We start from the raw sequence: 14,606 nt of genomic DNA on the forward strand, positions 1-14,606 counted from the left end.
TGGTGAAAGAAGGAAACTGATGCCGAAGAGGACGGACATCCAGCACGTGCTGGTGATCGGCTCCGGGCCGATCGTGATCGGGCAGGCCGCGGAGTTCGACTACTCCGGTACCCAGGCCTGCCGGGTGCTACGCAGCGAAGGCCTGCGCGTGTCCCTGGTGAACTCGAACCCGGCCACCATCATGACCGACCCGGAGTTCGCCGACGCGACCTACATCGAGCCGGTGACGCCGGACTTCGTCGAGAAGGTCATCGCGTGTGAAAGTCAACGGGGTACGCCCGTCGATGCTCTTCTAGCCACCCTCGGCGGGCAGACCGCGCTCAACTGCGCCGTCGCCCTGCACGAGCGGGGCGTGCTCGACAAGTACGGCGTCGAGCTGATCGGCGCCGACATCGACGCCATCCAGCGCGGTGAGGACCGGCAGAAGTTCAAGGACATCGTGCGCACCGTCGGCGCCGAGGTCCCGCGCAGCCGCGTCTGCCACGACATGGACGAAGTCCGCGACACCGTCAAGGAGCTGGGCCTGCCGGTGGTGATCCGGCCGAGCTTCACCATGGGCGGGCTCGGCTCCGGCATGGCGCACACGCCCGAGGACCTCGAGCGGCTCGCGTCCACCGGGCTCACCGAATCTCCGGTCACCGAGGTGCTCATCGAGGAGAGCGTGCTCGGCTGGAAGGAGTACGAGCTCGAGCTGATGCGCGACAAGAGCGACAACGTCGTGGTCGTCTGCTCGATCGAGAACATCGACGCGATGGGCGTGCACACCGGCGACTCCGTCACCGTGGCGCCCACCATGACGCTCACCGACCGCGAGTACCAGGTGATGCGCGACGTCGGCATCGCGGTGCTGCGCGCGGTCGGCGTCGACACCGGCGGCTGCAACATCCAGTTCGCGATCAACCCCGAAGACGGCCGGATGGTCGTCATCGAGATGAACCCTCGTGTCTCCCGAAGCAGCGCGCTGGCGAGCAAGGCCACCGGCTTCCCGATCGCCAAGATCGCCGCGAAGCTCGCCATCGGCTACACGCTCGACGAGATCCAGAACGACATCACCGGCGAGACCCCGGCGGCGTTCGAGCCCACTTTGGACTACGTCGTCGTGAAGATGCCGCGGTTCGCCTTCGAGAAGTTCCCGGGCGCGGACCCGACGCTGACCACGACGATGAAGAGCGTCGGCGAGGCGATGTCGTTCGGCCGCAGCTTCCCCGAGGCGCTCGGCAAGGTGATGCGCTCGATCGAGACGAAGGCGACCGGGTTCTGGACGCTGCCCGACCCCGAGGGCGCCACCGTCGAGTCCACTTTGGACTCGCTGCGCACGGCGCACGAAGGCCGGCTCTACGAGGTGGAGCTCGCGCTGCGCCTGGGCGCCACCGTCGCGCAGGTGCACGAGGCCTCCGGCATCGACCCGTGGTTCATCGACCAGATCGCCCTCATCGGCGAGGTCGGCGCCGAGGTCCGCGACGCGCCCGTGCTGACCGGGGATCTCCTCCGCCGCGCCAAGCGCACCGGCCTGTCCGACCGCCAGATCGCCGCGCTGCGGCCGGAACTGGCCGGCGAGGACGGCGTCCGCACGCTGCGGCACCGCCTCGGCGTGCGGCCGGTGTTCAAGACCGTGGACACCTGCGCGGCCGAGTTCGCCGCGAACACGCCGTACCACTACTCGGCCTACGAGTCCGACCCCGAGGCGCAGTCCGAAGTGGCGCCGCAGCCGGACAAGCCGAAGGTGCTCATCCTCGGCTCGGGCCCGAACCGGATCGGCCAGGGCATCGAGTTCGACTACTCCTGCGTGCACGCGGCGATCGCGTTGCGGGAGGCCGGGTTCGAGGCCGTCATGGTCAACTGCAACCCGGAAACCGTGTCCACCGACTACGACACGTCCGACCGGCTGTACTTCGAGCCGCTGTCCTTCGAGGACGTTCTCGAGGTCGTGCACGCCGAGCAGGCGTCCGGCACGGTCGCCGGCGTCATCGTCCAGCTCGGCGGGCAGACCCCGCTGAGCCTGGCGAAGCGGCTCGCCGACGCCGGTGTCCCCGTGGTCGGGACGCCGCCGGAGGCCATCCACCTGGCCGAGGACCGCGGCGCGTTCGGCGAGGTGCTCACCGAGGCCGGGCTGCCCGCGCCGCGCTACGGCACGGCGACGTCGTTCGAGGGCGCCAAGCGGATCGCCGACGAGATCGGCTACCCGGTGCTCGTGCGGCCGTCGTACGTGCTCGGCGGCCGCGGCATGGAGATCGTCTACGACGAGGAGACCCTCGCCGGCTACATCAGCCGCGCCACCGAGATCAACCCCGAGCACCCGGTGCTGGTGGACCGGTTCCTCGACGACGCCATCGAGATCGACGTCGACGCGCTGTTCGACGGCGAGGAGCTCTACCTCGGCGGCGTCATGGAGCACATCGAAGAAGCCGGGATCCACTCCGGCGACTCCTCGTGCGCGCTGCCGCCGATCACGCTCGGACACACCGACCTGGAGGCCGTCCGGCGCTCCACCGAGGCCATCGCGCGCGGCGTCGGCGTCCGAGGGCTCCTGAACGTCCAGTACGCGCTCAAGGACGACGTCCTGTACGTCCTGGAGGCCAACCCGCGCGCGTCGCGGACGGTGCCGTTCGTGTCCAAGGCGACCGCGGTGCCGCTGGCCAAGGCCGCCGCGCTGATCATGACCGGCTCGACGGTCAAGGACCTGCGCGAGAGCGGCGTCCTGCCGGCCGACGGCGACGGCGGGCGGATGCCGGCCGACTCGCCGGTCGCGGTGAAGGAAGCCGTGCTGCCCTTCCACCGCTTCCGCACGCCCGAAGGACACGGCGTCGACTCCCTGCTGGGCCCGGAGATGAAGTCCACCGGCGAGGTGATGGGCGTCGACGTCGACTTCGGCAAGGCGTTCGCCAAGTCCCAAAGCGCCGCGTACGGCTCGCTGCCGACCTCCGGGCGCGTGTTCGTCTCGGTCGCCAACCGCGACAAGCGCTCGATGGTGTTCCCGGTGAAGCGGCTGGCGGACCTCGGGTTCGAGATCCTCGCCACGTCCGGCACCGCGGAAGTGCTGCGGCGCAACGGGGTCGCGTGCACCGTGGTGCGCAAGCACTACGAGGGCTCGACCGAAGCCGAGCCGAACATCGTGGACGTCATCCTCGACGGCGACGTCGACATGGTGATCAACACTCCTTACGGCAACAGCGGTCCGCGCGTCGACGGCTACGAAATCCGTACCGCCGCGGTGTCGCGCGACATCCCGTGCGTGACGACCGTGCAGGGCGCCGCGGCGGCCGTGCACGGCATCGAGGCGCTCATCCGGGGCGACATCGGGGTCAAGTCCCTGCAGGAGCTGCAGGCGGCGCTGAAGGCGAAGTCGTGACGGCGTCATCGGCGCCGGAGCGGTTCGGGGCGCGGCTGGCGAAAGCCGTCGCGGACCGGGGCCCGCTGTGCGCCGGGATCGACCCCCACCCGGGCCTGATCGAGGCGTGGGGGCTCCCGGTGGACGCTTCGGGCCTGGAACGGTTCGCGCTGTCCGCCACGGAGGTCCTGGCGGCGCGCACGGCGATCGTGAAGCCGCAGTCGGCGTTCTTCGAAAGTTTCGGAGCGGCGGGCGTCCGGGTGCTGGAACGGGTCGTCGAAACGGCGCGGGCGGCCGGCGCGCTGGTGCTGCTGGACGTCAAGCGCGGCGACATCGGCTCCACGATGGCGGCGTACACGGCCGCGTACGTGGCCGAAGGCGCGGCGATCGCGGCCGACGCGATCACCGTTTCGCCCTACCTCGGGTTCGGCTCTTTGGCCCAATGCGCCGAAACGGCGGTTTCGGCGGGGCGCGGCATCTTCGTGCTTGCGCGAACTTCCAACCCCGAAGCGGCCGCCGTGCAGAACGCCCGGCTGCCGGACGGGCGCACGGTGGCGCAGTCGATCGTCGATTCCGCGGCGGCGCTCAACGCATCCGCGGAACCGCTCGGCGATGTAGGGGTCGTGGTCGGAGCCACCGTCTCACCGGGAGACCTGGACCTCTCCGGGCTGAACGGACCGGTGCTGGCGCCCGGTTTCGGGGCCCAGGGAGCCACGGTGGCCGATTTGCGCGCCCTGTTCGGGGCTTCCCTGCCGGGAGTGCTGCCCGCGTCGTCCCGGGACATCCTGAAGCACGGACCGGAGCAAGCGGCTTTGCGCCAAGCGGTCGAACGGGTCGCCGAAGTGCTGGCCGACCCGCAGGAAAACGGCCAATAGCAGGGCCCGGAACCGGGTCCCACCAGGCACCCCCGCATTGTGGCCGGTGCTCACGGGTGGGTACCGTCGCGTCACCCACCCAGATTTGAGAACTACCGGAGGAAAACGTGGCACTTCCCCAGCTGACAGAGGAACAGCGCGCTGCGGCGCTGGAGAAGGCCGCCGCCGCTCGCAAGATCCGTGCTGAGCTGAAGGAGCGGCTGAAGCGGGGCGGTACCACTCTGGTCGACGTGCTGAAGCAGGCCGAGGAGAACGAAGTCCTCGGCAAGATGAAGGTTTCGGCTCTGCTCGAGGCCCTCCCGGGCGTCGGCAAGGTCCGCGCGCAGCAGACCATGGAACGACTGGAGATCGCCCCCAGCCGTCGCCTCCGCGGCCTCGGCGACCGGCAGCGCAAGGCGCTGCTGGCCGAGTTCAGCGGCGAGTGAACGGCGCCGGTCGTGACTGCCCGGTGACCCCGGGCGCCGACCGCGGCAGTGAGCCGGTGACGGGGGACATCCCCCGGCACCGGCTCACCGTCGTATCGGGGCCCTCGGGGGTCGGGAAGTCGAGCGTGGTCGGCGAACTGCGGAAGCTGGAGCCCGACATCTACTTCAGCGTCTCGGTCACCACGCGCCAGCCCCGCCCCGGCGAAGTCGAGGGCGCGCACTACCACTTCGTCGACCGCGCCGAGTTCGACGCGATGATCGCCGACGGCCGGCTCCTGGAGTGGGCCGAGTTCACCGGCAACCGCTACGGCACCCCGCGCGAACCGGTCGAGAAGGCCCTCGCCGAGGGCCGCCCCGCCATTCTCGAGATCGAGCTGCAGGGCGCCCGCCAGGTCCGCGCGGCCATGCCGGAGGCCCGGCTGGTGATGCTGATGCCGCCGTCGTGGGAGGAACTGGTCGGCCGGCTCACCGGGCGCGGCACCGAGAACGAGGCCGCCGTGCAGGCCCGGCTGGCGGAAGCGGAGCGTGAACTGGCCGCCGCCGGCGAGTTCGACCACCGCGTCGTCAACGCCGACGTGCGGGACGCCGCCGAGCACTTGCTAAACTTGATTACCGGCGAGCAGTTTGCCGCCGGTATTCCCCAGGATTCGGAGCACCACGAGTGACGACTCAGGCGACCCTGCACGAAGAGCTCGAGGGCATCACCAACCCGCCGATCGACGACCTGCTCGAGAAGGTCAGCTCGAAGTACGCGCTGGTGATCTACTCGGCCAAGCGTGCCCGCCAGATCAACGACTACTACGCCCAGCTGGGCGAGGGCCTGCTCGAGTACGTCGGCCCGCTCGTCGAGCCGGGCCCGCGCGAGAAGCCGCTCTCGATCGCGCTGCGCGAGATCCACGGTGGCCTGCTCGAGCACACCGAGGGTGAGTAAACCCAAGGTCGTCCTGGGCGTGGGCGGCGGCATCGCCGCCTACAAGGCCTGTGAGGTGCTGCGGGGGCTGACCGAGTCCGGTCACGACGTCCGCGTGGTCCCCACCGAAGCCGCGCTGAACTTCGTCGGCGCGGCCACCTTCGAAGCCCTCTCCGGGCACCCGGTGCACACGGGTGTGTTCACCGAGGTGCCCGAGGTGCAGCACGTCCGCGTCGGCAAGGAGGCCGACCTCGTCCTGGTCGTCCCGGCCACCGCGAACCTCCTCGCCAAGGCCGCCCACGGCCTGGCCGACGACCTGCTGACGAACACCCTGCTCACCGCCCGGTGCCCGGTCGCCTTCTTCCCGGCGATGCACACGGAGATGTGGGAGCACCCCGCGACCCGCGCCAACGTGGCCCTGCTGCGCTCGCGCGGCGCGATCGTCACCGAACCGGACGCCGGCCGGTTGACCGGCGTCGACACCGGCAAGGGCCGCCTGGCGAACCCCGCCGAGATCGTCGACCTGGCCCGGCTGCTGCTGGCCCGCCCGGACGCCCTCCCGCGCGACCTCGAAGGCATCCGCGTCGTCGTGTCGGCGGGCGGCACCCGTGAGCCGCTCGACCCGGTCCGCTACCTGGGCAACCGCTCGTCCGGCAAGCAGGGCTACGCGCTGGCCCGCGTCGCCGCCCAGCGCGGCGCCGAGGTCACCCTGGTCACCGCCCACACCGTCGCCCTGCCGGATCCGGCGGGCGCGGTCGTCTCGCACGTTTCGACGGCGGAGGAGCTGCGGCAGGCGGTGCACGCCGCTTCCGAGACCGCCGACGTCGTCGTGATGGCCGCCGCCGTCGCCGACTTCCGGCCGGCGAACCGGGCCGACCACAAGATCAAGAAGTCCGACGACCAGCCGGACCCGGTGATCACGCTCGACCGCAATGCGGACATCCTCGCCGAGCTGGTGCGCGCCCGGCGGCCCGGCCAGGTCGTCGTGGGATTCGCCGCGGAAACCGGCGACGAGCACGGCGACGTCCTCGACCACGCCCGCGTGAAACTCAAGCGCAAGGGTGCTGACCTGCTGGTCGTCAACGCGGTCGGCGACGGCAAGGCGTTCGGCACGGAGGACAATTCGGGCTGGCTGCTCGGCTCCGACGGCACGGAAATCCCCATACCTCTCGGCGCGAAGGCTGAACTGGCGTCCACTCTGTGGGACGCTGTTGTGAGCTTCATGAAGCGTTGACCGTCCCCCGAGCGATAGTCAGTACGCTTGCATTTAATGAGGGGTGCCTAACTTGCGGGGCATCCGACGTCTAGGTGAGGAAGTGACGGCCACCGTGACCGCGTCCAGCAGCAGATTGTTCACCTCGGAGTCGGTGACCGAAGGACACCCCGACAAGATTTGCGACGCCATCAGCGACTCGATCCTCGACGGCCTGTTGTCGAAGGACCCTCGCAGCCGTGTCGCGGTCGAGACCCTGATCACCACCGGCCAGGTGCACGTCGCCGGCGAGGTGACCACGGAGGCGTACGCCGACATCCCCACGATCGTCCGCGACGTCATCCTGAAGATCGGGTACGACTCCTCCGCCAAGGGCTTCGACGGCAACTCGTGCGGCGTCAACGTCGCGATCGGCTCGCAGTCGCCCGACATCGCCCAGGGCGTCGACACCGCGTACGAGTCGCGGGTCGAGTCGGACGAAGACGAGATCAACCGCCAGGGCGCCGGCGACCAGGGCCTGATGTTCGGCTACGCCTGCTCGGACACCCCCGAGCTGATGCCGCTGCCGATCGCGCTGGCCCACCGGCTCTCGAAGCGGCTGACCGCGGTCCGCAAGGACGGCGTGCTGCCGTACCTGCGCCCGGACGGCAAGACCCAGGTGACCATCGAGTACGCCGGTGACCAGCCGGTCCGCCTCGACACGGTCGTCGTGTCCTCGCAGCACGCCGACGGCATCGACCTCGAGCGGATGCTCAGCGTCGACGTCAAGGAGCACGTGGTCGGCCCGGAGATCGAGGCGCTGGGCATCGACACCTCGAACGCGCGGCTGCTGGTCAACCCGACCGGCCGCTTCGTCATCGGCGGCCCGATGGGCGACGCCGGCCTGACCGGGCGCAAGATCATCGTCGACACCTACGGCGGCATGGCCCGCCACGGTGGCGGCGCGTTCTCCGGCAAGGACCCGTCCAAGGTCGACCGCTCCGCCGCGTACGCGATGCGCTGGGTGGCGAAGAACGTCGTCGCCGCCGGGCTCGCCACGCGGACCGAGGTGCAGGTCGCCTACGCGATCGGCAAGGCGGCCCCGGTCGGCCTGTTCGTCGAGACGTTCGGGACCGAGACGGTCGACCCGTCGAAGATCCAGCAGGCCATCACCGAGGTCTTCGACCTCCGGCCGGCGGCGATCATCCGCGACCTCGACCTGCTGCGCCCGATCTACGCGCCGACGGCGGCGTACGGCCACTTCGGCCGGCCCGAGCTGGACCTCCCCTGGGAGAGCACGGCCCGCGCCGAGGCGCTGAAGAACGCGGCCGGCGCCTGACGCGTTTGTCATGAAGGCACCCTCGTGGTCTTGATGTCCATGAGGGTGCCCTTCATGGCGTTCGGCGTCGGGGCTGTCGGAGGGGTCTGGTAGAGATCACGGCGTGAGTAGCTCCGAGCCCGCCGCTCTCTGGGACCTCCCGGAGAAGCCGCCTTCGCCGAAGGCGGAGCCGTCGCGCGCCCGGAAATCGCCTAAGCCGGGCCAGAAGCCCAAGGGCGCGCAGTCGCCCGCGCCCGAGCGGCCGGTCGCGCGGATCGTCGTCGACATCCCCTTGGCGCACCTGGACCGCACCTTCGACTACCTCGTGCCGGAGAAGCTGCACGAGACCGCCGTGCCCGGCTGCCGCGTCCGCGTCCGGTTCGCCGGGCAGCTCGTCGACGGCTACCTGATCGAGCGCGGCGAGACCAGCGACTACGGCAGCAAGCTCGCGTTCCTCGAGCGCGTGACGTCGGCCGAGCCGGTGCTGCCGCCGTCGTTGCACGCGCTGTGCCGGTCGGTCGCCGACCGCTACGGCGGCACCCTGTCGGACGTCCTGCGCCTGGCGATCCCGCCGCGGCACGCGAAGGCCGAGGGGGAGCCGCCCCGGCCGGCCGCGGCTCTTCCGGACGCGCCGGACACCGCGGCCTGGGCGCGCTACCAGCTTGGCCCGGCGTTCTTGGAGGCCCTGGCCGAGGGGAAGAGCGCGAACGCCGTCTGGCAGGCCCTGCCGGGCGAGGACTGGCCGCGTCGGCTCGCCGAGGCCGCCGGTTCCGTGGCGGCGGCGGGTCGCGGCGCGGTGCTGGTGGTGCCGGACCACCGCGACCTGACCCGGGTGCACGAGGCGTGCGCCGCGCTGGTGGGCGAGGACGCCGTGGTGGCGCTGATCGCCGGGCTCGGGCCCGCCGAGCGGTACCGGCGCTGGCTGGCGGTGCTGCGCGGCGCGGTGCGGGTGGTGGTCGGCACGCGGGCGGCGATGTTCGCGCCGGTCCACGACCCCGGGCTGTTCGTCGTCTGGGACGACGGCGACGACCTGCACCTCGACCCGCACGCGCCCTACCCGCACGTCCGGGACGTGCTGATGGACCGCGCGCACGCGGCGAAGGCGTCACTGCTGGTCGGCGGGTTCGCCCGCACGGCGGAGGCGCAGCTGCTGGTCGAGTCCGGCTGGGCCGCGCCGGTCCTGGCCGACCGCACGGTGCTGCGGGCCGCGGCCCCGCGCGTCACCCCGGTCGGCGAGGACTTCGACGTCGCCCGCGACGAGGCCGCCCGCGTCGCCCGGCTGCCGGCGGTGGCGTTCGAAGCGGCGCGGCAGGCGTTCGCGGCGGGTCTGCCGACGCTGGTCCAGGTCCCGCGCCGCGGCTACGTACCGGGCCTGGCCTGCGGAAACTGCCGCACGCCGGCGCACTGCCGCCGCTGCGCCGGGCCGCTGGGGTTGCCGGGCGGATCGATCGACGGGCAGCCGAAGCCCCCGGCGTGCCGCTGGTGCGGCGTCCCGGAGACGGCGTTCCGCTGCACGGCGTGCGGCTCGGTGAGGCTGCGCGCGGTGATCGTCGGCGCGAAGCGGACGGCGGAGGAGCTGGGGCGAGCGTTCCCGGGTATCCCGGTCCGCACGTCGGGGGCGGCGGAGGTACTGGCCTCGGTCCCGGGCAAGCCGGCGCTGGTGGTGTGCACGCCGGGAGCGGAACCGGTGGCCGAGGGCGGCTACGGCGCGGCTTTGTTGCTGGACGGCTGGGCGTTGCTGGGCCGTCAGGACCTGCGGGCGGGGGAGGAGGCGTTGCGCCGGTGGATGGCGGCGGCTTCCTTGGTCCGCCCGGGTTCGTCCGGTGGTCGCGTGATCGTCGGAGCGGAGGCGGGCATGCCGGTGGTGCAGGCGCTGGTCCGCTGGGACCCGGCTTGGCACGCGAGTCAGGAGCTGGCCGAGCGCAGTGAGCTGGGCTTCCCGCCCGCGATGCGGATGGCGAGTGTGGAGGGGAGCCCGGACGCGGTGGCCGGGTTCCTTTCGGACTTGCCGTTGCCTCCTTCGGGCGAGGTGCTGGGGCCGGTTCCCCTCGGCGAGATCGACGAAGACGGCAACGCCGAGCGGGAGCGGGCTTTGGTCCGGGTGTCCCGCGCGGAGGGCAAGACGCTGTCGTCGTCGATCCACGCGGCGGCGGCCCGTCGCGACGCGAAGAAGGCGACGGAACCGATCCGCATCCAGCTGGATCCGCTGGACCTCATCTAGCGCGGCGCGCGGGAATCCTGCCGGATCAGTGGCCCAATACCGTGCCCGGCAACGAATCCAGCGCCGTCCGCGGGGATTCCTTTGCCGGCAACGAAACCGCCGGAGACGAGCCGGCCGCGGCGGAAGTCAACGCGATCACCTCGGACGCGATCGCCTGGCGGCGCGCCTCGAAATCGGGGTCCGTCAACCCTGTCGGCTGGCCGAGCACCGGCGTGTGCAGGTGACCACCCGCCACCGACGTCAAGCCCAACCCCAGCCGGACGCGGTTCGCGCGGAACATCGACTCGTTCGACAAGTAGTTCCCGCCGCCGCCCGAAGCCGCGATCTCGCCCGGTGCCGGGGCGTCCGAACGGCACACCGGCGTTCCCACACCCGGGTGCGCGGAGTCCGGCCACACGCAGAACGCCTGGTTGAAGTTGACCGGGTAAGCGCCGGTCACCTCGAGCATCCGCGCGTACGGCAGCGTCGTCTCGATGAACTGGACGTCCGGCTGCGGCCACCCCGCGGCCGGCGGCACCCCGCCCGTCACGGAGACGTTGTTGTTGTCCGGGAAACCGCCGCGCCAGGCACCCGCCCAGCGTTCGACGTCGAAGCGGCCCGGGCGGCCCTGGCTGATCGTCAGCACCACGTCCGGCCGTCGCGCGCGGTCGCGCAACGCCGTGCCGTACGCCGCTTCCACGATGCCCTGGTCGAAGTACCCCCACACCACCGGGAAGCTCACCGCCTGCACCACGGCCGGCCCGGACGGCGTGTCGAGGACGCGCCCGTCCAGCTGCAGCGCCGACGCCCCCGCCGGGTTCGAGATGGTGATCCCCGGGCCGTCCAGCTGGAACGGGTCGAAGCCGCTCACCATGATCCGCCGCGTCTTCCCGAGCGGAAACCGGACGTCGTCGAGGCCGCGCGAGCCGCGGTCGAACGCCGTCAGCAGCGCATCCCGCCGCGACGGGAACGACGTCCACTGGCGGATCGCGCTGCTGAGCTGCAGCCGCGCCCAGTACAGCGGCCGGTCGTCGAAGCGGTCGAGCGTACCGAGATCCGGCCGGCGGCCTTGCGCGCGGTCGACGGCCGTCCGCCACAGCCGGTCTCCGGCCTGCGTGACGACGCGTTCGGCCCGGCGCGGGGTGCGCGCCGCGCAGAGGTCGTGCTTCACCTCGGCGACGAAGGGGTCGAGCCCGGCCAGCCGGACGAGCTCGGGCCCGACCGCGGGACCACCCGCCGGCAGCGTCGCGGTCAGGCGCTGTTCCTCCACGGTCAAGGGTGTGGCGGGGTCGGAGCAGCCGGGTGCGGCGGTGGCCACCGCGGGGAACGCGAAGAGCGGAACGGCGGCGAGCAGGGGGAGCAGGGCGGTCAGGCGCACGGGTTTCCTCCACGGCGTGGGTGACGCGGCCGAGTCTTCCGTCGACCGCGCCACCCGCGTAACCCGCGGAAGTCGGGATCAGCCCGTCGCCAGCACCTTCAGCCGCGAAATGTCCGCGCTGAACTGGTCCTGATCGATGGGTGAAGAGCTGTACTGCCAGAACGTGTAGAAGCCCCAGTTGTACGGCAGCGTCCCCGCCGACGACGCGTACCGCGCCACCCACAGGGGGTTCGTCGAGCTGAAGTCGCCCGTGTTGCCGGTGCACTGGCTCCACCAGCTCGTCGCCGTGTAGATGACCGGCCAGCGGGTCGTCTTCGCGTGGTACTCGTCGCTGAACGCCTTGATCCACGCCACCATCTGGGCCGGCGTCTTGCCGTAGCACGCGTTGTTCGGGCCCCACTCGATGTCGAGCGTGCCCGGCAGCGTCTTGCCGTCCTTCGACCAGCCGCCGCCGTGGGCGACGAAGTAGTCGGCCTGCGCGGCGCCGCCGGCTCCGTCCGGACGGCCGTAGTGGTAGGCCCCGCGGATCATGCCGACGTTGAACGACCCGGTGTACTGCTGGCTGAAGTAGGCGTTGGTGTAGCTGGTGCCCTCGGTCGCCTTGACGTAGGCGAACTTCTTGCCCGCGCTCCAGTACGACGCCCAGTTGACGTTGCCCTGGTAGGAGCTGACGTCGATGCCCGGGACGCTCGCGTCCACCGACGCCGGCGCGAGCCCGGCCGGGGCCACCCCGTCGTGGGCGCGGATCGCCGCACCCATCTCGTGGTTGTTCGACGCGTCCTGTTCGGGCAGGCCCGGCGCCGCCGCGGCGCCGGGGGCGGTCACGACCAGCAGGGAGGTCGAGACGGCCACAGCGGCGCCGAGCAGGCGGCGCCATCTCCGTGGTGCGGTCATCTTCAGTTGTCCTTTCGGTTGCCCTCGCTGTGCGCGGCTGTGCAGGGCCGCGCCGGACGATTCTGTGGCAGTGGTGTGGGCAGTGTCACTCCGCCATGTGATCCAATTTCGAAGTCTGGGGAAACTCGTAAAATTCTGACAAGGCGGGTGCGGCGCCTTTTGGCGTCTTGAACGCGCCTGGTCCGAGGGGCAGACTCGCCCGCATGCCCGCGCACCGGAGTCGCACCCTCGTCATCGCCGCCACGGCCGCGCTCCTCACGACCGTCGCCACCGGACCCGCCACCGCCGCCACCCCCACGCCGAAGTCGCCGGTCGCCGTCGGCTTCGGGGGCGCCGTCGCCAGCATCGACGCCGACGCCACCGCGATCGGCACCAAGGTCCTGCGCGACGGCGGCAACGCCGTCGACGCGGCCGTCGCGGTCGCCGCCGCGCTCGGCGTCACCGACCCGTTCTCCGCCGGCGTCGGCGGGGGCGGGTTCTTCGTCTACTACGACGCGAAGACCCACCGCGTCCACACCCTCGACGGCCGCGAAACCGCGCCGAAGTCCGCGGACGCGAACCTGTTCGTCGAGAACGGCCAGCCGCTGCCGTTCAACGACGCCGTCACGAGCGGGCTCAGCGTCGGCGTGCCCGGCACGCCCGCGACGTGGTCCGAGGCCCTCCGCAAGTGGGGGACGCGCTCGCTGGCGAAGTCCCTGAAGCCGGCCGAAGACCTGGCGCGCAAGGGGTTCGTCGTCGACCCGACGTTCCAGACGCAGATCGCGAACAACGCCGCGCGGTTCTCCGCGTTCCCCTCGACGCGGTCGCTGTACCTGCCGAATGGCGCGCCGCCGTCGCCCGGGACCGTCTTCCGGAACCCCGACCTCGCGGACACGTACGCGCAGCTCGAGCGGCGCGGAGTCGACGCGCTGTACCTGGGCCGGATCGGCGCCGACATCGCGAAGACCGTCCAGCAGCCGCCGAAGGATCCGGCGTCGACGCTGAACGTGCGTCCCGGCAAGCTCAGCACCGCGGACCTCGCCGCCTACCGCGCCATCGAGCGCACCCCGACCCACGCGACCTACGAGGGTCTCGACGTCTACGGCATGCCGGCGCCGTCCTCGGGCGGGCTCACCGTCGGCGAGGCGCTCAACATCCTCGAGAACTTCGACCTGAAGCACGCGAGCAAGGCCGACTACCTGCAGTACTTCCTGGAGTCGACGCGGTTCGCCTTCGCCGACCGCAACCGCTGGATCGGCGACCCGGCCGTGATCGACGTTCCGGCGCGCGAATTGCTGAGTCAGCGTTTTGCCGACTCGCGGGCGTGCCTGATCTCGAAGGACAAGGCCGCGACCAGCCCGGTCGCGCCCGCCGACCCGAAGCACCCGGCGCCGTGCGCGGCGGGCACGACGGCCGCGCCGACGCCGTACGAGGGCGAGAACACCACGCACCTCACGGTCGCCGACAAGTGGGGCAACGTCGTCGCCTACACGCTGACCATCGAGCAGGAGGGCGGCAGCGGGATCGTCGTGCCGGGGCGCGGGTTCCTGCTCAACAACGAGCTGACCGACTTCTCCTTCACGCCGGTGACGCCGGGCGTGCCCGACCCGAACCTGCCCGGCCCGGGCAAGCGGCCGCGCTCGTCGATGGCGCCGACGATCGTGCTCGACCACGGCCGCCCGTTCTTCGCGACCGGCTCGCCGGGCGGTGCGTCGATCATCACGACGGTCCTGCAGGTGATCCTCGGCCGGATCGACCGCGGGTTGTCTTTGGAGAACGCCATCGCGGCGCCCCGGGCGTCGCAGCGCAACTCGGCGGCCGCCCAGGTGGAGCAGGGGTTCCTGGACCAGCCGGAGACGGCGGTGCTCAAGGCCCGCGGTCAGGGCTTCTCGACGGCGCCGGCGGAGATCGGCGCGGCGACGGGCGTGGAGCGCCTGCGTGACGGGCGCTGGCTGGCGGCCGCGGAACCGGTCCGGCGCGGTCAGGGCGCGGCCCAGGTGGTGTGGCCCACGCGCTGGTAGGGCTCGGCCCGAGCGCCCCAATGTGGCCTTCGGTGCGTTGAACGCACCGAAGGGCCCCTTGGGTGCGTTCAACGCAACCAGGGGGT

Annotated in this window: 11 protein-coding genes; 9 read left to right on the forward strand and 2 right to left on the reverse strand. The window is 71.6% G+C overall.

The window, feature by feature from the left end; all coding sequences use genetic code 11:
• Positions 1-19 precede the first annotated feature (19 nt).
• From carB to AB0N03_RS49605, 8 genes are all read left to right on the forward strand, one after another.
• Complete coding sequence (gene carB / locus AB0N03_RS49570) at positions 20-3,349, forward strand: carbamoyl-phosphate synthase large subunit (RefSeq protein WP_364388034.1); 3,330 nt, start codon at positions 20-22, stop codon at positions 3,347-3,349.
• Positions 3,346-4,203, forward strand: coding sequence for an orotidine-5'-phosphate decarboxylase (pyrF, locus tag AB0N03_RS49575; protein WP_364388036.1), 858 nt, complete (start codon positions 3,346-3,348; stop codon positions 4,201-4,203). The genes carB and pyrF overlap by 4 nt, the downstream gene beginning before the upstream one ends.
• Positions 4,204-4,310: 107 nt before the next feature.
• Complete coding sequence (gene mihF / locus AB0N03_RS49580; protein WP_013224622.1) at positions 4,311-4,628, forward strand: integration host factor, actinobacterial type; 318 nt, start codon at positions 4,311-4,313, stop codon at positions 4,626-4,628.
• Positions 4,625-5,293, forward strand: a complete 669-nt coding sequence (gmk, locus tag AB0N03_RS49585; RefSeq protein WP_364388038.1) for a guanylate kinase — start codon at positions 4,625-4,627, stop codon at positions 5,291-5,293. Before mihF ends, gmk begins: the two co-directional genes overlap by 4 nt.
• The gene (gene rpoZ, locus AB0N03_RS49590; protein WP_005152353.1) at positions 5,290-5,559 is read left to right on the forward strand and encodes a DNA-directed RNA polymerase subunit omega; all 270 of its coding nucleotides are present in this window, start codon (positions 5,290-5,292) and stop codon (positions 5,557-5,559) included. The genes gmk and rpoZ overlap by 4 nt, the downstream gene beginning before the upstream one ends.
• Complete coding sequence (coaBC, locus tag AB0N03_RS49595; protein ID WP_364388040.1) at positions 5,552-6,772, forward strand: bifunctional phosphopantothenoylcysteine decarboxylase/phosphopantothenate--cysteine ligase CoaBC; 1,221 nt, start codon at positions 5,552-5,554, stop codon at positions 6,770-6,772. Before rpoZ ends, coaBC begins: the two co-directional genes overlap by 8 nt.
• A gap of 94 nt (positions 6,773-6,866) precedes the next feature.
• Positions 6,867-8,069: a methionine adenosyltransferase gene (gene metK, locus AB0N03_RS49600; RefSeq protein WP_364388052.1), complete on the forward strand. Its 1,203-nt coding sequence runs from the start codon at positions 6,867-6,869 to the stop codon at positions 8,067-8,069.
• A 103-nt stretch (positions 8,070-8,172) separates the two neighbouring features.
• Positions 8,173-10,269, forward strand: a complete 2,097-nt coding sequence (locus AB0N03_RS49605) for a primosomal protein N' (protein WP_364388042.1) — start codon at positions 8,173-8,175, stop codon at positions 10,267-10,269.
• Positions 10,270-10,294: 25 nt separating this feature from the next.
• Here AB0N03_RS49605 and AB0N03_RS49610 read toward each other — a convergent pair whose 3' ends face one another.
• Positions 10,295-11,626, reverse strand: coding sequence for a hypothetical protein (locus AB0N03_RS49610; RefSeq protein WP_364388044.1), 1,332 nt, complete (start codon positions 11,624-11,626; stop codon positions 10,295-10,297).
• Between the two features lie 78 nt (positions 11,627-11,704).
• A complete protein-coding gene (locus AB0N03_RS49615; RefSeq protein ID WP_364388046.1) occupies positions 11,705-12,520 on the reverse strand; it encodes a lysozyme in 816 nt (271 codons plus the stop codon).
• Positions 12,521-12,723: 203 nt separating this feature from the next.
• On the opposite strand from AB0N03_RS49615, the gene ggt reads away from it, so the two are divergent.
• Complete coding sequence (gene ggt / locus AB0N03_RS49620; RefSeq protein WP_364388048.1) at positions 12,724-14,520, forward strand: gamma-glutamyltransferase; 1,797 nt, start codon at positions 12,724-12,726, stop codon at positions 14,518-14,520.
• Positions 14,521-14,606: the final 86 nt, after the last annotated feature.

This window comes from Amycolatopsis sp. NPDC051061, from assembly GCF_040682935.1.
In the GTDB taxonomy this organism is placed as follows: domain Bacteria; phylum Actinomycetota; class Actinomycetes; order Mycobacteriales; family Pseudonocardiaceae; genus Amycolatopsis.